Genomic DNA, 17,649 nt, shown 5'->3' on the forward strand with positions numbered 1-17,649 from the left:
GCACCAACGGCAGCCGGTTTTAAAGACGTTTGCCGCCGATCTTTCGATCGGGCCGCGCACCAACAGTTGCCTTTTATTTGCCGGCGGCTTTGTGTAAACCGGGCGCAGCAAACCCTGACGCAACGAATTATCGATCAAGAACGGGCAAAAGCCATGGAAAAATTCACCAAGCTCACCGGCGTCGCCGCACCGATGCCGATCGTCAATGTCGACACCGACATGATCATCCCCAAGGATTATCTCAAGACGATCAAGCGCACCGGGCTCGGCAGCGGCCTGTTCGCCGAAATGCGCTACAAGGACGATGGCTCGGAAAACCCCGACTTCGTGCTCAACAAGCCAGCCTACCGCAAGGCGCAGATCCTGGTCGCCGGCGACAATTTCGGCTGCGGTTCGAGCCGCGAACACGCGCCGTGGGCGCTGCTCGATTTCGGCATTCGCTGCGTCATCTCGACCTCGTTCGCCGACATTTTCTACAACAACTGCTTCAAGAACGGCATCCTGCCGATCACCGTCAGCGCCGAAGACTTGGAGAAGCTGATGGACGACGCCTCGCGCGGCTCCAATGCGACGGTTTCGGTCGACCTCGAGGCCAAGGAAATCCGCGGCCCCGACGGCGGCGTGGTCACCTTCGACCTCGACGACTTCAAGCGCCACTGCCTGCTGAACGGTCTCGATGATATCGGCCTGACCATGGAGAAGGCCGGCGCCATCGCCTCGTTCGAGAAGAAGAACGCTGCCGAGCGTCCTTGGGCCTGAGTGGTACGAGATGGCCCGGCCGCCACAAAGCCGGGTTCGTGGCGGCTGAACGGAGGGGACAGTCATGACACGTTTTCTTCTTGCCGGCGCCTGCGCGCTGGCGTGGATGCTGATGCCGGTGGCCGGCGCGCAAGCACAGACCGACACGGTCCTCGTGCCGGCAGAAGATCCGTCCGCCGCCGATCCGGGCGCGTCGAGCAATGCGGCCCTGGCGGACGATGACAGCCAGGGGCCGGTCCCGTTCGAGGGCGGGCAGCTGACCATTACCGAGCCAGAGCAGGATGGCGAAAAGGTGCTGGCCTATGACGGCAAGCAGCTGGCCAGCAATTACGACGTGTTCTTCGACAGAACAGTCAAGGTCGGCGGCGTCAACGTGGCGCTGGTCGATGTCGGCGACGGCGGCAACCAGTGCGGCCCGGCCAAGGTCATCGTCTGGAAGCCGGAAGGCGGCGAGATACAAAGCCTCAAGGTCGAACAGGACGAATGCGGCGCGCCGCCGGCGGCGGTGGCCGACAACGCCATCTATTTCGTGCCGTATCTGTTGCCGGGCGATACGAAGCAAGCGCTGCAATGGTCACCCAGCGACGGGCTGACGATCTCGGGCGACCTGACCTACGCGCCGGAGCCGGGTACGGACTAGAAGGACGTCGATCCGGCCAAATACCAGAACATCATCGACGCCTTCCACAATGAGGCCGTCTACAAGGCGGCGCAGACGCTGCTCGGCGACACCATGCCCGACATGGCGACCAGCCTGCTGGTCGGCGGCGGCACCGAAAAGACGGCGTCGGGCGCCTTCTACGCCACCGGCTGCGTGCCGCACGCATGCGGCAGCAATGACGGTTTCATGGCGGTCGACCCGGCCAAGCACACGCTCTACTTCGCCCGCCGCGGCGACAATGGCGAGCCGCAGGCCTGGCCGCCGGTGGCGGACTGGCCGGCGGATGTGAAGGAAGCAATGGACAAGGCGCAGGAGTCGGGGAACTAGGGTTTGCGGCAGCGCGGCGAACACTCGGTGTTCATGCTTGTTCCGTCGCGATCCGTCACACCCCCCTCTGCCCTGCCGGGCATCTCCCGCTCAAGGGGGGAGATCAGACGTCACTCTGGCTTTCGCCAATCGCAAATGTGGAAAGCGAGAAAGGCGTCCGAACTGCTAATCTCCCCCCTTGAGGGGGAGATGGCCGGCAGGCCAGAGGGGGTGCTGTCCCGCCGACGACCAAGATTTGCACCTGACTTGGCCCATGGTCTGGCCGGCTCTTTTCCTGCAAAGTGTCCGAAACCACAGCGAGGCTCCATGCGCACACTCATCTCCACCGGTTCGCCCTTCGAAAAAACCGCCGGCTATTCGCGCGCGGTGGTGCAGGGCGACTGGTGCTTCGTCTCGGGAACCACCGGCTATGACTATGCGACGATGGCCATGCCGGAAACGGTGGAGGCGCAGACGCGCAATTGTCTGGCGACCATCGCCGAGGCGCTGAGGGATGGCGGCTTCGACATGGCCGATGTGGTGCGGGCGCATTACTACATCACCGACCAGGCCTTCGTGGACGTGGTCTTCCCCATCCTCGGCGAGGCTTTCGGCGAGATCAGGCCGGCGGCGACGATGATCGTGTGCCAGCTCAACAAGCCGGAAATGAAGATCGAGATCGAAGTCACGGCGCTGCGGCGTACGGCTTGAGGAGGCAAAGCCATGACGGTCCGGCGCATCGTGGCCAATATCGGGACACCAGACGCGGCAGCGGCGAAACGCTTCTATCAGGACGTGCTTGGCCTCGATGTGCTGATGGATCAGGGCTGGATCGTCACCTACGGGTCCGACGAACGGATGCAGGTGCAGATCAGCTTCATGGCCCAGGGCGGCTCCGGCACGCCGGTGCCGGACCTCTCCATCGAGGTCGACGATGTCGATGCGGCGCTGCAAGGCATGAAGGCCGCCGGCTTTGCCGTCGAATACGGTCCGGCCGACGAACCCTGGGGCGTACGGCGGTTTTATGTGCGCGATCCGTTCGGCCGGTTGGTGAATATTTTGTCGCACAAGTGATTTGTTCCTCTCCCCCGCCTCTGGCCACGGCGAGGAACCCAGGTCTTGAGACGCGGGCGCCGTCGTAGCGTTCTTCATCCCCTTGCGCCGCAAGCTCTTGGCGTTTAGCAAGGCCGCGGTTTCTCCAACAGCATTGGGACGGTTCTCCATGGCTTCGAAAAATCTTCTCCTGCTCGCCGGCGACGGCATCGGCCCCGAGGCGATGGCCGAGGTGAAGAAGCTGATCGCGGCCATGAACGCAAAGCTCGGCAGCGGTTTTGCCACTGATGAAGGCTTGGTCGGCGGCTGTGCTTACGACGCGCATGGCGCGGCGATTTCCGACGCCGACATGGCAAAGGCGATGGCTGCGGATGCGGTTCTGTTCGGCGCCGTTGGCGGGCCGAAATGGGACAAGGTGCCTTACGAGGTGCGTCCCGAGGCCGGGTTGCTACGGCTGCGCAAGGATATGGAGCTGTTCGCCAATCTCCGGCCCGCCATCTGCTATCCGGCGCTGGCCGCGTCCTCTTCGCTGAAGCAGGAGGTGGTCGAAGGCCTCGACATATTGATCGTGCGCGAGCTTACCGGCGGCGTCTATTTCGGCGAGCCCAAGCAGATCATCGATCTCGGCAACGGCCAGAAGCGCGGCATCGACACGCAGGTCTACGATACGTTCGAGATCGAGCGCATTTCGGGCGTCGCCTTCGAGCTGGCGCGCACCCGCAAGAACCATGTGACATCCATGGAGAAGCGCAACGTCATGAAATCCGGCGTGCTGTGGAACGAGGTCGTCACCCAGACCCACACAGCCAGATATGCCGACGTCAAACTCGACCACATGCTCGCCGATGCCGGCGGCATGCAGCTGGTGCGCTGGCCAAAGCAGTTCGACGTCATCGTCACCGACAATCTGTTCGGCGACATGCTGTCCGACATCGCCGCCATGCTGACCGGATCGATCGGCATGCTGCCGTCGGCCTCGCTCGGCGCGCCCGATGTGAAGACCAGGAAGCGCAAGGCGCTGTACGAGCCGGTGCATGGCTCGGCGCCCGACATTGCCGGACAGGGCATCGCCAACCCGATCGCCATGATCGCGTCGTTTGCCATGTGCATGCGATATTCCTTCGGCATGGTCGATGAGGCCGACAAGCTCGAAGGCGCAATAGCCGCCGTGCTCGACGACGGGCTCCGGACGAAGGATATTTTGTCCGAGGGCATGACCGAAGTCGGCACTGTCGCAATGGGCGATGCCATCATCGCCAAGTTCCTGGCTTAGCGGCCGACTCAGCGGATCTCGCCGGCCAGCCGTTTCAGCAGGCCGACGAGTTGCGCCTCATCCACGGTTGAGAAAAAAGCAGCGTCGGCGGCTTCGACGGCGACGATAGCGCGCTGGACTGCGGCCGTCCCCGTCGTGGAGACGCGGATCACCTTGGCGCGGGAATCCCGCGGGTCGGTGTCCCGCACAATCAGTCCCTTTGCCTCAAGCCGGGCGACGACGTCCGACGTCATCTTCACCTCGGTGCCGGCCTGCGCGGCGAGTTGGACCTGGTTGGGCGGCTCGCCATAGCGGCCGAGCCACATCGCCGAAGCCAGCAGCACGAACTGGACATGGGTAAGGTCAAGCGGGGCCAGCGCCGCCGTCATGACGCGCTGCCAGCGCATGGTGGTTCGCCAGAGCAACAAGCCGGGGCTCTCGGATGGTCCGCTGAAGCGCGTTTGCAGATCCCCCCGATCAGCCACCGTTCGCCAACTCCCTTGCCTGCTCGAACAGTTTGGCCATCGAAGTGTCGAAATCGCCGCTGATCTGCGGCCCGAGCTCTGGTCCGACCTCGGCGGCCGATGGGCCGGAAATCTCGAGGCGATGAGTCACTTGAGTGCCACCCTCGACCGGCGTCAGCGTATGCCTGAACAGCAGTTTCGTGTCGCCGAACGAGGTCTCGTCGGCATAGGTTACAGCGTCGACGAGGTCGACGACCGTCGATTCGAAGGTGTCCTGCCCGACGGGCGTTACAGAGACGCGGGTGCCCTTGGCGAACGGGCCGTGCAGCACGAAGGTATCGGACCCTTCGTAGGTGAGGCGGCCTTCGTGCAGCGCCTTGAGCGCGTTCCAGATGGCCTGCGCCGAAAGGGGGGAAATTGCGGTGTACTCGTTGGTCCACATTTGTCTTGGCTCCATCATCCGTTTTCGATCGTCGATTTGATGAGTGCACAGATTATCTGTGTGCAGACTAAATGGCAAGAGAAATATTTTGTTCGTCCGGTCAAAACAGCAGCTGCCTTCCTGGCTGCGACCTAAGCCATTGTTAAAGCACGGCTGTCCGCAAACAGCCGGCAGTTCATTTCTGGTGCGGTCTAGGCTCCGCCTCCTCCAGGCACCGGCCCCCACTGGTTTACGTGGGCCTGGGTCGGGATCAATCCGAGGATCAGCGCGAGGATCAGCGTAGCCGGAGCGAACATGAAGGTGATTGCGAAGTAAGGTATTGCCAGCCAGCCGGTCAGGCCGATGTCGTGCAAGCGGCGCACGACGAGCCCGACCCAGGGCAGGAACGTCGCTAGCCAAAACAGCCCCCAGACGCCGATCATCACAATCGGCCAGTTGCCGGCATCGAAATTGCCGACGGCCTGGTCGGCGAGGGCGCCGGCAATTCCGACCAGGATGAAGCTGACGGTCCAGAACAGGCAGTAGCCCCAGAATTCCTTGCGGCGGGCGCGTTCGGCGAAGTTGATGTAGTTGCGCGTCACGCCTCGCCAGAAATAACCCGGCAGTCCGCTATCGCGAACCGCGCCGTCTTCCGCCAGGCGGCCGAAATGCTGTGGCGCGGCTGAAGCGGCAGCCGCCTTGGGCGGCGCGGCGCTTGCCGCTGGCGCAGCGGTGGCGGGACTGGCGGGCTGGGCGCGGATTGAAAAAACGTCGCGCGCCTGACCGCTTGCCGGCAGAAACTCGACCACTGCGCCGTTCGCGATCACGGTATCACGGCGCAGATCCTCGCGCGCGAAGGTGTAGCGGTTGCCGTCCGCCCCGGTGATGAAGCCGAAACCCTGGGCCTCGTCATAGTGAAGAACTTCGCCGCGCATTTAGCCTCGCCCCCGTGCAGGCACAGACTGTTCAAAGTTGCGGCGGACTGCAAGGGGGTGGACGAAATGGAGGGCAAACGGTTCAGGCATGAGTTGCTTATTTTCCGGTGCGTTGGCGCTGCCCCTCACCTGCCTGCCGGCATCCTCTCCCGTATAGTGACGGGGAGAGGGGTCGCTGTTATCGACGATTCCGCCAATCACCAACGCTGCAAGAAGAGCGCCAAGGCTGCGGTCCGCCCTTTCTCCCGTCACTATACGGGGAGAAATGCCCGGCAGGGCAATGAGGGGCAGCGCCTGCATTTGTAATTGGCCGATAAGAGCCTCAAACCGGCCGCTTCTTCGGCTTCTTGTTCTTCGGCCGTCCCGCCTTGTCGAATTTCGGTTTCCCGGCCCAAGGCTTTGCATCGCCGGCGGGCCGTTCCCGCTTCTCGAATTTCGGCTTGTGTGCGCTTTGCGGCGCCTCGAACGGGCGCTTGCCGCGATGCGGTTTCTTGTCCGGCTTCGGCGCCTGGTAGCCGGCCCGCGACAGGTCGGGCGTGCCGTCCAGGCGCTTCACCACGATGTTGCCCTGCAGCTTCTTGTCGGGGCCGATGGCGGCGAGGAAGCGATCGGCCCAGTCGGCCGCGATCTGCACGTAGGTCTCATCCTGCTGCATCTTGATGGAGCCGATCTCGCGCTTGGAGATGTTGCCGGTGCGGCACAGCATCGGGATCAGCCAGCGCGGCTCGGCATTCTGCTTGCGCCCGATCGACAGCGAGAACCAGACACTGTCGCCGAAATCGTCGCGCCGGCCTGGCGCTTCATCGCGGCGCTCGAATTTTTCGCCCGCCGGTTTGTCACGCGAAGGCGTGAACGGTGCGACCTCCGTCAGTTCCTCGGGCGCCGAGCGGCTGGCGCGGCATTGGCGCACGAAGGCGGCGGCCACCTGTTCGGCGCCATGCCTGGCCAGAAGCGCGTCGATGAAGCCGCGCTCGTCCTCGGCAATCGGCTCTTCGAAGGCTGGATCGGCAAGGATGCGCTCGTCGTCGCGCTTGATGACGTCGTCGGCGGAGGGCGGGCTCGCCCATGTCGCCTTCAGCCCGGCATTCTGCAGCAGCCGTTCGGTGCGCTTGCGGGCGCCGTTGGGCACGATCAGCGCGCTGACGCCCTTGCGTCCGGCTCGGCCGGTTCGGCCGCTGCGGTGCAGCAGCGTTTCGGGATTGGTCGGCAGATCGGCGTGGATGACCAGTTCGAGATTGGGCAGGTCGATGCCGCGCGCCGCGACATCCGTGGCAATGCAGACCTTGGCGCGGCCGTCCCGCATCGCCTGCAGCGCGTGGGTGCGTTCGTTCTGGCTGAGCTCGCCCGACAGCGCCACGACGGAAAAATTGCGGTTGTTGAAGCGCGCCGTCAGATGATTGACGGCGGCGCGGGTGTTGCAGAACACCAGCGCGTTCTTCGCTTCGTAAAACCGCAGCACGTTGATGATGGCGTTCTCGCGGTCGGGATAGGCGACATTCAGCGCCCGGTACTCGATATCGAGATGCTGCTTTTCCTCGCCGCCGGCCGAGATGCGTACGGCATCGCGCTGGTAGCCCTGCGCCAGCGTGGCGATCGAGCGCGGCACGGTGGCCGAAAACATCAATGTACGGCGCTGGGTGGGTGCGGCATCGAGGATGAATTCGAGATCCTCGCGAAAACCGAGATCGAGCATTTCGTCGGCTTCGTCCAGCACCACGGCCCTCAGCGCCGACACGTCGAGGGAGTTGCGGGTGATGTGGTCGCGCAGACGGCCCGGCGTGCCGACGACGATGTGGGCGCCGCGCTCCAGCACGCGCCGTTCGGAGCGCATGTCCATGCCGCCGACGCAGGACGCGACGGTGGCGCCGGTCGGCGCGTAGAGCCATTGCAATTCGCGCATCACCTGCAAAGCGAGCTCGCGCGTCGGCGCCACGGCCAGCGCCAGCGGTGCGCCAGCCTGGTCAAAACGTTCGGCGCTTCCAAGAAGGGTCGGCGCCAAAGCGAGGCCGAAGGCGACGGTCTTGCCTGAGCCGGTCTGCGCCGACACCAACGCGTCGGACTCGCCGAGCTCCAGCACGGCCTTCTGCACTGGCGTCAGCTCGGTATAGCCGCGTTTTTCCAGCGCTTCTGCCAGCGCAGGAACAATAGCTTCGAAATTGGACATCTCACTCTTTCGGAATTCAGGGTCTGGGCTCATCATGGAGCACATGCCGGGGCTGACGCACGCCAGCCAAACACTATTTGGGCGTTCGTACTTCTTGCGGCCGCCATTGTACAGGGCAGGCGTGTGCCTGGCCGCAATTGACTCCTGACGCAAACCGCGTAAAAGCCGGCATCGAACGGGATCATTTTCGATGCGCGGCCTTCTGATGGCTCTTCTTGCATTCGACTTCCCCGGCCACAATCATGGGGCCGGGCGCGTTGGCGCGTCTTACCGTTCCAGCAAAACTATGGCCAAAACCACCACCAAAACGGTGTGATTCCCTTGGCCTAACCACCCTCTCCCGGGTCCGGCCCGGGGGACGAAACCCGCATTGGCCGGCGGGTTTTCTCCAAAAACCAAGCGGAGAGGGACAGGAGATTTCTGATGAGTTTCAAGGTTGCGGTAGTCGGCGCCACGGGCAATGTGGGTCGCGAAATGCTCAACATACTGGAAGAGCGCGGCTTTCCGGTAAGCGAAGTCGTGGCGCTGGCCTCGCGGCGCAGCCAGGGCACCGAAGTGTCGTTCGGCGACCGTTCGCTGAAGGTCAAGACGCTCGACCAGTATGATTTTTCCGACACCGACATCTGCATCATGTCGGCCGGCGGCAACGTCTCGAAGGAGTGGTCGCCGAAGATCGGCAAGCAGGGCTGCGTCGTCATCGATAACTCGTCGGCCTTCCGCTACGACCAGGACGTGCCGCTGATCGTGCCGGAAGTGAACCCGGATGCGATCTCGCTGTTCACCCGCAAGAACATCATCGCCAATCCGAACTGCTCGACGGCGCAGCTGGTCGTGGCGCTGAAGCCGCTGCACGATGTCGCCACCATCAAGCGCGTCGTCGTCGCCACCTATCAATCGGTATCCGGCGCCGGCAAGGAAGGCATGGACGAACTCTTTACACAAACCCGCGCGGTGTTCGTCGCCGATGGCGTCGAGGTCAAGAAGTTCACCAAGCGCATCGCCTTCAACGTCATTCCGCACATCGACGTCTTCCTCGACGACGGCTCGACCAAGGAAGAGTGGAAGATGGTCGCCGAGACCAAGAAGATGCTCGACCCCAAGATCAAGCTGACGGCGACCTGTGTGCGCGTGCCGGTGTTCATCGGCCATTCCGAAGCCGTCAACATCGAGTTCGAAAAGCCGATCACCGCCGACGAGGCGCGCGATATCCTGCGCGAAGCGCCAGGCTGCCAGGTCTTGGACAAGCGCGAGGATGGCGGCTACATCACGCCGCTGGAATCGGCCGGCGAGGACGCCACATTCATCTCGCGCATCCGCGAGGATTCGACCATCGACAACGGCCTGTCGATGTGGATCGTCTCCGACAATCTGCGCAAGGGCGCGGCGCTGAACGCGGTGCAGATCGCCGAGCTGCTGGTCGAGCGCGGCCTGATCCAGCCGAAGAAGAAGGCGGCATAGTTTATTCGCTCACGGGCCGTATCGCCGCTGCCGCGGCGGGCCCTCCGCGGGGGCGCCGGAAAGCCGGCGGCCCGCAGTCGCGGGCTCGGCCTTCGGCCGAAGCCTTCCTTCTCCCCGTTCACGGGAGAAGGTCCCGGCAGGGGATGAGGGCAGCGCTGACCTCTGTTGAGAAAAGCCTTTGAACGATCCCACCAAAATCGTGCTGCGCCCCGCCACGGCTTTGGATGCCGCGACCATCGCCATTGTCATGCGGGCCGCACTTGGCTCGTTCTCCTGGATGCCGGTCATCCCGCGAGATCGTGCTGTCCCGGCAGCAGGTGACGGTCGCCGAGGCCGGCACCGGCATTGTCGGCTTCATTGCCCTGAGCGGCGATTGGGTGGAACAGCTCTATCTCGACCCCGCCTGGACGGGGCAAGGCATCGGCAGCCGGCTGCTGGTGCAAGCGACCGCCGCGCTACGGATCGTCAAACTGCATTGCTTCCAGGCCAACACCGGCGCGCGTCGCTTCTACGAGCGCCATGGCTTTCGCCCCGAGGTGTTCGGCGAGGGCACCACCAACGAAGAAGGCCTGCCGGATATCCTCTACGTGCGTCGAGCTTGATACTCAGCCGTCGCTGTCCTTGGCCAGTTGGCGCAATAACTCCATCGCTTCCTCGGCCCGCTCAGCGGGCACGAACAGATGGTCATGATAGAAAGCAGAGACCGGATTGACGCCCATGCCGGCGGCGGCCAGCCGGGCGGTGATGGCGGCGAGGAAGCCGACGGCTTCCAGCGAGGAGTGGACGTTCAGGGTGATCATGCGGCAGCGGAAGGCGGCCTGCAGCCCGGGGGCCTGGTCTTCGGGCAAGATCAGCGTCGTGCCCTCCTTCTCGCGAAACAGCATCACCGGATTGAGCGTCTCGGGAACCGGTGCACCGGGGACCAGGGTGGCGAAGACATGGACGCCGGGAAGCAGTTCCGGCGTCATCGCCGCCAGCAGCTTTTTCAGATCAATCTCGCCGGCCATTCGCTCGTCTCTCGCCCAGCCCTACCAATAGCCGTGACTGGTGGATGTCGATAGTCCGTCAAGGTCGAGGGACAGCACCCCCCTCTGCCCTGCCGGGCATCTCCCCCGCAAGGAGGGAGATCGGCGGTTTCGATGCTCCGCTCATTCATGGAACATTGCCGAAGCGGTCGAGCGTGTAATCTCCCCCCTTGCGGGGGAGATGGCCGGCGGGCCAGAGGGGGGTGTGAAGGATCGCCACGCAGCGGCTTTTGCTTGCTGCTACCCAAAAAGAATCCGCACCCTGTAGGATCGCCGCCCCATCGCTCGTCCTTGGTCCGAAGCCAGCAAACGGTTCGAACCGCTTAGGAGGGAACACCCGTGAGTATTTCTCAAACCATGCCCGTCTCATCGGGCGCCCTGTGGACCGGCCGCGTGCTCAGCGGCCTCATCATCCTGTTCATGATCTTCGACGGCGTCATCAAGCTGCCGCCGCTCGATGTCGTCACCCAGACCATGGTGCCGCTCGGCTGGCCGGCCGATGTCAATGTCGCGCGCACGCTCGGCATTATCGGGCTGATCTCGACCGCGCTCTATGCGCTGCCCCGCACCTCGGTGCTCGGCGCCATCCTGCTCACCGGCTATCTCGGCGGCGCCATCGCCACAAATATGCGCGTCGGCAGCCCGTTGTTTTCGCACACGCTGTTTAGCGTCTATCTCGGCATCATCCTGTGGGGCGGTCTCTATCTGCGCGACCCAAGCGTGCGCGCCCTGATCCCGTTCAGCCGTTAAGCGAGGAGAAAAACATGCTCAGCACCATTCTCATCCTCCTGGTCGTCATCATCGCCGCCGTGCTCATCTATGCGGCGACGAGGTCGAATGATTTCGTCACCGCCCGCACCGCCAGGATCAAGGCCGCGCCGGAAGCGATCTTTCCGCTGATCAACAATTTCAAGCAGTGGCCGGAATGGTCACCCTACGAAAAGCTCGACCCGCTGATGAAGCGCACGCTGTCGGGCGCTGATGCCGGCAAGGGCGCCGCCTACGCCTGGGAAGGCAATGCCAAGGCCGGCAAGGGACGCATGGAGATCGTCAATTCCGTGCCATCCTCGCTGGTGTCGCTGAAGCTCGACTTCGAGAAGCCGTTCCGGGCCAGCAACAGCGTCGACTTCACCCTGAAGCCCTCGGGCGACACCACCGCAGTCACCTGGGCAATGCGCGGCAGCCGGCCCTTCATTGCCAAGCTGATGGGCCTGTTCATGAGTTTCGATACGCTGATCGGCAAGGATTTCGAGGCTGGCCTCGCCAATCTGAAAAAGGCAGCCGAAAGGTAGAAAAGCCTGGATTTTCAACAAGCTCGGCGGCGGTCGGCACGAATGTGACCGGCGCGGACACCGCGATCTCTCACGTCATCGGGATCAAATCAGCCGTCTGGGAGTTAGAGCCGTGGCGGCGAGGACGGCGATCCGCGTGAGAGAGGAACGATAATGAAAAGAGCGATGATCATTCTGGTACTGGCGACCGCACTGGGTGCGTGCTCGCAAACCGAAAAGGGTGCCGCGGTCGGCGGCCTCGGCGGCGCGGCGGTTGGCGCAGCTGTGGCAAATGATCCGGTTCAGGGCGCCGTCGTCGGCGGCGCCGTCGGCGCCGTGGCCGGCGCGCTGATCGGCCGTGCCAGCGAAAGCGGTCAATGTCGCTACCGCGGCCGCAACGGGCGCACCTACATCGCCAGCTGCCCCGACGGTTATTGAACACAGCCAGGTCCAACATCGGAAACCGGCGGCTATAGATCGCCGGTTTCGCTGTTGCCTAAGGCAGCTGGACCATGGCTGCTCGGATATGCTCCCAAGCCAGGCGGCCCAGGCGCGTGTCGGCGTCGTCATTGCCGCCATGGGCATGCAGCCTCGAGCGCGGCGTGATTTCGCCCGGCAGCAGAATGCGGTGGCCGGCGTCGGGCACTGAGACGAGGCAGGTGGTCATTGCGGTGTCCTGGCGACGCCGAACGATCGACTGGGCAAAATCCAGCGATGGCCATAGCGCGTCGTCGCCGCCCGCAACCAGAACAATGTCCGCTGAAATAGCTTCGACGGGAATGGCAGCCTTGGCCGCTGCGTCCTCGAGGGTTTGCAAGGCATGCAGGAAGAGCCGCCGGTAGGACACCAGACCATCGACATACTCGGCGTTCCAAGCGGGATGATCGCAACCACGACGCCGATGCGTGGACCGTGAGCCGCCGCAAGCAGGGAGGCCTCGGCGCCTTTCGAGGTCCCGACATAGACGATGCGCCGGCATCCCATCTGGACAAGATAGCCGGTCGCGGCGAAAAACGTTTCGAGCGGGATCTCGCAAATGCCGGGCACCTGACCTTCGCCGCCAAACCATTGCAGCGCGAGAGCGGATGCTCCTTCCTTGGCAAAGAGCCGGGCGCGGGTGACGTCGATGCGGCCGCTCGATCCGCTGAGCACGACGACGCCTGTCGTGGCGCCGGCGCATCGCAACAGCGTCCCGGCTACGCCGCCGAAAAGGGCCTCTTCCGTGACGGTCCGCTCAGTCATCTTTCGTTCGAACGCATATGGCATCGCCGCACAATAGCAAAACGGCGGGCACAGGCCCGCCGTTTTGTCGATGCGATGACGCGGTTGCTTATTCGGCGGTGGCGGCTTCCGCTTCGGCCGGGGCTGCAGCAGCGGCGGCAACGGCGGCGGCGGCGTCTTCCTGGGCCTTCTTCAGCAGAGAGGCGCGTTCCTGCGCCTTCTTGCCGGGCTCCGCCTTCTTCGGGTTGGAGCGGGCTTCGCGCTTGAGGAGGCCGGCCTCATCGAGGAAGCGCAGCACGCGGTCGGTCGGCTGAGCGCCGTGCGACAGCCAATGCTTGACGCGGTCGGCGTCGACCTTGACGCGCTCGCCGTCCTTGGGCAGCAGCGGGTTCCACGAGCCGATCGACTCGATGAACCGGCCGTCGCGCGGCGAACGGGCGTCGGCAATGACGACGTGGTAGTAAGGGCGCTTCTTCGAGCCCGCACGGGCCAGTCGGATCTTCAAGGGCATTTCATTTCTCCTAAAATTTCTGATTTCAGTGTTGGTTAATGGCTTTGTCTGGTGCAGGTCGTTGTCCCAAAACCGCTGCGCACTTTTGGGCGACATGCACTTTGTTAGCCGGTTTTGCTTGCGCCGTTGGACGCGGCGATCTGCTCGTGATGGCGGATCACTTCGCGGACGACGAAGTTGAGGAATTTTTCCGCGAAATCGGGGTCGAGATGAGCGTCCTTCGCCAGCTGGCGAAGGCGGGTGATCTGCTCCTGCTCACGCGCCGGGTCGGCGGGCGGCAGGCCATGCTCGGCCTTCAGTACGCCGACCGCCTTGGTGCAGCGGAAGCGCTCGGCCAGCATATGAATGAGGGCGGCGTCGATGTTGTCGATCGAGGCGCGATAGCCGGCCAGGATGGTGCGTGCGTCGGCCATGTCTTTTTCTTCGTTCATAGCGTCCTCACTTCTTCTTTCCGAGGCCGGGCAGACCACCGCCGCCAAGGCCGGGAAGCTTCATGCCGCCGGGCAGACCGGGCAGGCCACCGCCGCTCGGGGTGGGCGGGCCCTTCATGCCGCCAAGGCCGGGCATCTGCTTCTGCAAGGCTTCGAGCTGCTTGGGATCCATCTTGGAGAGGTCGGGCATGCCGCCACCCATCATGCCGCCGGGGCCGCCCGGCATCATGCCGCCGAGGCCCATCTTGGAGGCAAGGCCGCCCATCATGCCGCGCATCAGGCCGCCGCCTTTGCCCTTGCCGCCCATCGCCTTCATCATGTCGGCCATGCCGCGATGCATTTTCAAGAGCTTGTTGATCTCGGCCGCATCGGTGCCGGAGCCGGCGGCGATGCGCTTCTTGCGCGAATGTTTCAGCATGTCCGGATTGGCGCGCTCGGCCTTGGTCATCGACGAGATGATGGCGAGTTGGCGGCCGAACATCTTGTCGTCGAGGCCGGCGGCCGCCATCTGGTCCTTCATTTTGCCCATGCCGGGCATCATGCCCATGATGCCGCCCATGCCGCCCATTTTCGACATCTGCTGAAGCTGGCCGGCAAGGTCGTTCAGGTCGAACTTGCCCGACTGCATCTTTTTGGCCATCGCCGCCGCCTGCTCGGCGTCGATGTTTTCGGCGGCCTTTTCGACCAGCGAGACGATGTCGCCCATGCCGAGGATGCGGTCTGCAATACGCTTGGGGTGGAATTCCTCCAGCCCGTCCATCTTTTCGCCGGTGCCGATCAGCTTGATCGGCTTGCCGGTGACGGCGCGCATCGAAAGCGCGGCACCGCCACGGCCGTCGCCGTCCATGCGAGTCAGCACCAGGCCGGTGATGCCGACGCGCTCATCGAAGCTTTTGGCAAGGTTGACGGCGTCCTGGCCGGTCAGCGAATCCGCGACCAGCAGGATTTCGTGCGGGCTCGACACCTTCTTGATGTCGGCCATCTCCACCATCAGCGGCTCGTCAATATGGGTGCGGCCGGCGGTGTCGAGGATGACGACGTCATGACCGCCGAGCTTGGCTGCCTGGACGGCGCGCCTGGCGATGTCGACCGGGTTCTGGCCCGCAATGACAGGCAGCGTCGCGACTTTGACCTGCTCGCCGAGCTGGCGCAGCTGCTCTTGTGCCGCGGGCCGCCGCGTGTCGAGCGAGGCCATCAGAACCTTCTTGTTCTGGCGCTCGGTCAACCGCTTGGCGATCTTGGCCGAGCTCGTCGTCTTGCCGGAGCCCTGCAGGCCGACCATCATGATGACGACCGGCGCCGGCGCATTGAGGTCGATGGCGACGCCCTCGGCGCCGAGCATGTCGACCAGCTCGTCATGGACGATCTTGACGACCATCTGCCCGGGCTTGATCGACTTGACGACAGCCGCGCCGACGGCCTTCTCGCGCACCTTGTCGGTGAAGGAACGCACCACTTCCAGCGCAACGTCCGCCTCGAGCAGCGCACGGCGCACCTCGCGCAGTGCGGCCGAGACATCAGCCTCCGACAGCGCGCCGCGGCCTGTCAGGCCGTTCAGGATGGAGCCAAGGCGCTCCTGAAGTGATTCAAACATTGGTCAACCCGCCGCGCGAGAGCGCCTTGGATTCATGGTGATCCCTGTCGGGCCGATGGCCCTCCACGCCTCTTGTGCGCTCCTGCAGCGATTCAAACATTCCGTTTCCTTTTTCTCAGGCACCCCGATGGTGCCCGAGAGGTAGTGCGTTCGCGCCGCTCATCCAAGCAAAGCTCAAAACCAAAAAGCACCCGGGGGCGCTCAGCGCTGCCGGGTGTTGGCCTCCAGGATCTGTTTACAGCACCCACCTCAAAAGGTTTTGGCGTCCTGGTCGGCTTGCTCGGAGGGATACTCGTCGCGGATTTCGGGGCTGTAGACAGGAAATCGGCCGAAGAGTCAAGACAAGGGCGGCTTGCCGGTCTCTGGATCGGTCCCTGTTTAGTTCACCCTGCATCCCGAGGGTCGGCCGTAACCTTCAGCGGCGAGCGCGGGTGCAGAAGCAGCAGGATCGTCAGCAAGGTGCAGACGATACCGATGGCGGCGATGATGACGGCATCCGTCGTCGTCCAGTCCGGACCTTCCAGCGGCTTGGCGTTGAACAGGGCGAAGGAATTGTAGTTCTCCTGATGCGAGATCAGCAGGAAGCCGGTGAGATTGTTGCCGAGATGGGCGCCGAAGGCGGCGCCGAGATTGCCGGTGACATAAACCACCAGCGTCAACAGCAAGGCGAAGGCGGCGATCGAGGCCAGCACGCAGGCGTTGATGGCGGGGCTCGAGCCCGGGCTCCAATGCAAGGAGGTGAACAGCAAAGCGGGCAATAGCGCCCACACGTAAGGGCTCTCGAAGCGCCTGGCCAGGCCGCGCAGCAGATAGCCGCGAAACAGCATCTCCTCGGACGAGGTCTGCAGCAGGGTCAGCGCCACGATCGGGAGCAGGAACAGCAGCCAGGTCGACAGGTTGATCGTGCCGCGGGCGATTTCGGGCTGTAGCCAGTAGAGCAGGATTTCGGAAAGCGCCGATGTGATCAGCACCGCGACCAAGCCCTTGAGGAAGCCCGACAAGGACACGCGGCGACTGGCGCCGAAAAGCGCGGAGAGCGGCTCGCCATGGACGAAACGCATGGCAAGCCAGAGGCCGAGCCAGATGCCGGTAAACGAGGTGAGTGCGGTGAGTATGCCGATGGGCGAGGCCAGAAAGCCCTGAAGCGGCCCGCGCGGATCGTCCGGCAATACATGCCAGACGATCGCGACATAGGTGCCGCCAAGCACCACAACCAGGGTGATCGCCACCCAGAACAGGACGACGACCGCCGTTCCAATTATCAGCCGCGGCAGGTTCGTCTTTTCGGTGGCCGTGTTGCTATAGCGCTCGAAGGCGGCTGGATCTGATATCACGCGAGTTCCTCTGCCGAACGCATCGGGTCGCATGATCTAGGGGATCGTCGGCTCTCGCGCAATTGCTGCTGTTCAGCGACCCTTTTGCCGCCCTCAGCCTCCGCAGGAGGGCGGCACGAGTTCACTTGTCATTCTTTCCAGGCAAAATCAGCGCACGACGTACATGATGCGCCGTGTCTGCGGGTCGACCAGCGCCTGCTGGCCATTCACATAGACGTAGCGGTAGCGGTAGTCGGGGATTTCGCGCAGTTCGACCGTGTCGGGCAAGGTGGCACCGGTCACCACCTCGCCCTCGAGATAGACAGGATCGAGCCGGTGCGTGCTGACATAGGTGCCGACTTCCGCCGGTGGCCTGTCGATGGCGTCGACGGGCCCGTCGTCGGACAGAATCGCACCGGTATAGGTATCGGGATAATCATCCTGCGGCGGTGTAACCACGGTGATGGCGGCGTCGGCGGGGCGGCGTGTCAGAACGACCCGGTTGCCGCCGAAATCGGCCGTGACATAGTCGGAATAGACCCAGCCCTGGCCTCCGGCTTCGGCAATGGTGCACCATTTGCTGTTTTCGATGCAGCCATTGAGCGTCGCCGACTGGCCGGCGGCGAGCACGCCGATCACAGGATATTGCGGGCCGGGGCCGGCGCGCACATTAAGATCGGTGACGGCCGAGACGGCGGTATCGGCGAGTGCCGCACCCGACATCGCGACAAGCGCCCCGGCGACGGCCGGAAACAATATGCGTCTCATGGTTTCTCTCCCTTTCATGGTCCCTCGCGACACCAAACGAAA

19 protein-coding genes and 2 pseudogenes are annotated in these 17,649 nt (G+C 63.8%); 10 read left to right on the forward strand and 11 right to left on the reverse strand.

The features are described 5' to 3' along the window. Positions 1-153 precede the first annotated feature (153 nt). The 5 genes and pseudogenes from leuD (at position 154) to leuB (ending at position 4,052) form a co-directional block, all read left to right on the forward strand. Positions 154-759, forward strand: coding sequence for a 3-isopropylmalate dehydratase small subunit (gene leuD, locus NKI96_RS23505; protein WP_023730275.1), 606 nt, complete (start codon positions 154-156; stop codon positions 757-759). A 64-nt stretch (positions 760-823) separates the two neighbouring features. Continuing rightward, a pseudogene (locus NKI96_RS23510) lies at positions 824-1,747 on the forward strand (Ivy family c-type lysozyme inhibitor). Between the two features lie 306 nt (positions 1,748-2,053). Beyond that, the gene (locus tag NKI96_RS23515) at positions 2,054-2,437 is read left to right on the forward strand and encodes a RidA family protein (RefSeq protein WP_023702580.1); all 384 of its coding nucleotides are present in this window, start codon (positions 2,054-2,056) and stop codon (positions 2,435-2,437) included. Positions 2,438-2,449: 12 nt separating this feature from the next. Further along, a complete protein-coding gene (locus NKI96_RS23520; RefSeq protein WP_352806422.1) occupies positions 2,450-2,800 on the forward strand; it encodes a VOC family protein in 351 nt (116 codons plus the stop codon). A 148-nt stretch (positions 2,801-2,948) separates the two neighbouring features. After that, entirely contained in the window at positions 2,949-4,052 is a 1,104-nt protein-coding gene (leuB, locus tag NKI96_RS23525; RefSeq protein ID WP_023821936.1) for a 3-isopropylmalate dehydrogenase, read from the forward strand. 8 nt (positions 4,053-4,060) lie between these two features. Here the strand turns inward: leuB and NKI96_RS23530 are convergent, their stop codons facing one another. The 4 genes from NKI96_RS23530 to NKI96_RS23545 form a co-directional block, all read right to left on the reverse strand. Then, complete coding sequence (locus tag NKI96_RS23530; protein ID WP_023683823.1) at positions 4,061-4,438, reverse strand: MarR family winged helix-turn-helix transcriptional regulator; 378 nt, start codon at positions 4,436-4,438, stop codon at positions 4,061-4,063. A gap of 70 nt (positions 4,439-4,508) precedes the next feature. Then, positions 4,509-4,937: an SRPBCC family protein gene (locus tag NKI96_RS23535; RefSeq protein ID WP_352806426.1), complete on the reverse strand. Its 429-nt coding sequence runs from the start codon at positions 4,935-4,937 to the stop codon at positions 4,509-4,511. A gap of 191 nt (positions 4,938-5,128) precedes the next feature. After that, entirely contained in the window at positions 5,129-5,851 is a 723-nt protein-coding gene (locus NKI96_RS23540) for a DUF805 domain-containing protein (protein WP_023821939.1), read from the reverse strand. Positions 5,852-6,173: 322 nt separating this feature from the next. After that, positions 6,174-8,015: a DEAD/DEAH box helicase gene (locus NKI96_RS23545; protein ID WP_023821941.1), complete on the reverse strand. Its 1,842-nt coding sequence runs from the start codon at positions 8,013-8,015 to the stop codon at positions 6,174-6,176. A gap of 423 nt (positions 8,016-8,438) precedes the next feature. Here NKI96_RS23545 and NKI96_RS23550 point away from each other — a divergent pair, with 423 nt between their 5' ends. Together NKI96_RS23550 and NKI96_RS23555 are read left to right on the forward strand one after the other, a co-directional pair. Further along, positions 8,439-9,473, forward strand: a complete 1,035-nt coding sequence (locus tag NKI96_RS23550; RefSeq protein WP_023671698.1) for an aspartate-semialdehyde dehydrogenase — start codon at positions 8,439-8,441, stop codon at positions 9,471-9,473. A gap of 299 nt (positions 9,474-9,772) precedes the next feature. After that, the gene (locus NKI96_RS23555) at positions 9,773-10,075 is read left to right on the forward strand and encodes a GNAT family N-acetyltransferase (protein ID WP_352806429.1); all 303 of its coding nucleotides are present in this window, start codon (positions 9,773-9,775) and stop codon (positions 10,073-10,075) included. A 3-nt stretch (positions 10,076-10,078) separates the two neighbouring features. Here NKI96_RS23555 and NKI96_RS23560 read toward each other — a convergent pair whose 3' ends face one another. Next, complete coding sequence (locus NKI96_RS23560) at positions 10,079-10,480, reverse strand: ACT domain-containing protein (protein ID WP_352806432.1); 402 nt, start codon at positions 10,478-10,480, stop codon at positions 10,079-10,081. Between the two features lie 357 nt (positions 10,481-10,837). Here NKI96_RS23560 and NKI96_RS23565 point away from each other — a divergent pair, with 357 nt between their 5' ends. The 3 genes from NKI96_RS23565 to NKI96_RS23575 all read left to right on the forward strand — a co-directional run bounded on the left by NKI96_RS23565 (position 10,838) and on the right by NKI96_RS23575 (position 12,207). Further along, entirely contained in the window at positions 10,838-11,248 is a 411-nt protein-coding gene (locus NKI96_RS23565; RefSeq protein ID WP_023687655.1) for a DoxX family protein, read from the forward strand. Positions 11,249-11,262: 14 nt separating this feature from the next. Then, positions 11,263-11,790 carry an SRPBCC family protein gene (locus tag NKI96_RS23570; protein ID WP_352806435.1) on the forward strand — a complete coding sequence of 176 codons (528 nt, stop codon included), beginning with the start codon at positions 11,263-11,265 and terminating at the stop codon, positions 11,788-11,790. A gap of 153 nt (positions 11,791-11,943) precedes the next feature. After that, positions 11,944-12,207, forward strand: coding sequence for a YMGG-like glycine zipper-containing protein (locus NKI96_RS23575; RefSeq protein WP_023687657.1), 264 nt, complete (start codon positions 11,944-11,946; stop codon positions 12,205-12,207). A gap of 58 nt (positions 12,208-12,265) precedes the next feature. On the opposite strand, the pseudogene NKI96_RS23580 reads toward NKI96_RS23575, so the two are convergent. The 6 genes and pseudogenes from NKI96_RS23580 to NKI96_RS23605 all read right to left on the reverse strand — a co-directional run bounded on the left by NKI96_RS23580 (position 12,266) and on the right by NKI96_RS23605 (position 17,607). Next, a pseudogene (locus NKI96_RS23580) lies at positions 12,266-13,011 on the reverse strand (acyl-CoA thioester hydrolase/BAAT C-terminal domain-containing protein). Positions 13,012-13,099: 88 nt separating this feature from the next. After that, positions 13,100-13,501 (reverse strand): 30S ribosomal protein S16, encoded by a 402-nt coding sequence (gene rpsP, locus NKI96_RS23585; RefSeq protein WP_023671705.1) that lies wholly within the window; start codon positions 13,499-13,501, stop codon positions 13,100-13,102. Positions 13,502-13,605: 104 nt separating this feature from the next. Beyond that, on the reverse strand, positions 13,606-13,932 hold the full coding sequence (locus tag NKI96_RS23590; RefSeq protein ID WP_023671706.1) for a chorismate mutase: 327 nt from the start codon (positions 13,930-13,932) through the stop codon (positions 13,606-13,608). A gap of 7 nt (positions 13,933-13,939) precedes the next feature. Next, positions 13,940-15,526, reverse strand: a complete 1,587-nt coding sequence (gene ffh, locus NKI96_RS23595) for a signal recognition particle protein (RefSeq protein WP_352748072.1) — start codon at positions 15,524-15,526, stop codon at positions 13,940-13,942. A gap of 383 nt (positions 15,527-15,909) precedes the next feature. Beyond that, a complete protein-coding gene (locus NKI96_RS23600; RefSeq protein WP_352806438.1) occupies positions 15,910-16,860 on the reverse strand; it encodes a CPBP family intramembrane glutamic endopeptidase in 951 nt (316 codons plus the stop codon). 147 nt (positions 16,861-17,007) lie between these two features. Next, entirely contained in the window at positions 17,008-17,607 is a 600-nt protein-coding gene (locus NKI96_RS23605; protein ID WP_023683834.1) for a DUF1236 domain-containing protein, read from the reverse strand. Positions 17,608-17,649 lie beyond the last annotated feature (42 nt).

Source organism: Mesorhizobium sp. M0292, from assembly GCF_040321695.1.
In the GTDB taxonomy this organism is placed as follows: domain Bacteria; phylum Pseudomonadota; class Alphaproteobacteria; order Rhizobiales; family Rhizobiaceae; genus Mesorhizobium.

Coding starts and splice junctions, on each gene's coding strand:
- leuD (WP_023730275.1), top strand. CDS start 154: ATGGAAAAATTCACCAAGCTCACCGGCGTCGCCGCACCGATGCCGATC.
- NKI96_RS23515 (WP_023702580.1), top strand. CDS start 2,054: ATGCGCACACTCATCTCCACCGGTTCGCCCTTCGAAAAAACCGCCGGC.
- NKI96_RS23520 (WP_352806422.1), top strand. CDS start 2,450: ATGACGGTCCGGCGCATCGTGGCCAATATCGGGACACCAGACGCGGCA.
- leuB (WP_023821936.1), top strand. CDS start 2,949: ATGGCTTCGAAAAATCTTCTCCTGCTCGCCGGCGACGGCATCGGCCCC.
- NKI96_RS23530 (WP_023683823.1), bottom strand. CDS start 4,438: ATGCGCTGGCAGCGCGTCATGACGGCGGCGCTGGCCCCGCTTGACCTT.
- NKI96_RS23535 (WP_352806426.1), bottom strand. CDS start 4,937: ATGTGGACCAACGAGTACACCGCAATTTCCCCCCTTTCGGCGCAGGCC.
- NKI96_RS23540 (WP_023821939.1), bottom strand. CDS start 5,851: ATGCGCGGCGAAGTTCTTCACTATGACGAGGCCCAGGGTTTCGGCTTC.
- NKI96_RS23545 (WP_023821941.1), bottom strand. CDS start 8,015: ATGTCCAATTTCGAAGCTATTGTTCCTGCGCTGGCAGAAGCGCTGGAA.
- NKI96_RS23550 (WP_023671698.1), top strand. CDS start 8,439: ATGAGTTTCAAGGTTGCGGTAGTCGGCGCCACGGGCAATGTGGGTCGC.
- NKI96_RS23560 (WP_352806432.1), bottom strand. CDS start 10,480: ATGGCCGGCGAGATTGATCTGAAAAAGCTGCTGGCGGCGATGACGCCG.
- NKI96_RS23570 (WP_352806435.1), top strand. CDS start 11,263: ATGCTCAGCACCATTCTCATCCTCCTGGTCGTCATCATCGCCGCCGTG.
- NKI96_RS23575 (WP_023687657.1), top strand. CDS start 11,944: ATGAAAAGAGCGATGATCATTCTGGTACTGGCGACCGCACTGGGTGCG.
- rpsP (WP_023671705.1), bottom strand. CDS start 13,501: ATGCCCTTGAAGATCCGACTGGCCCGTGCGGGCTCGAAGAAGCGCCCT.
- NKI96_RS23590 (WP_023671706.1), bottom strand. CDS start 13,932: ATGAACGAAGAAAAAGACATGGCCGACGCACGCACCATCCTGGCCGGC.
- ffh (WP_352748072.1), bottom strand. CDS start 15,526: ATGTTTGAATCACTTCAGGAGCGCCTTGGCTCCATCCTGAACGGCCTG.
- NKI96_RS23605 (WP_023683834.1), bottom strand. CDS start 17,607: ATGAGACGCATATTGTTTCCGGCCGTCGCCGGGGCGCTTGTCGCGATG.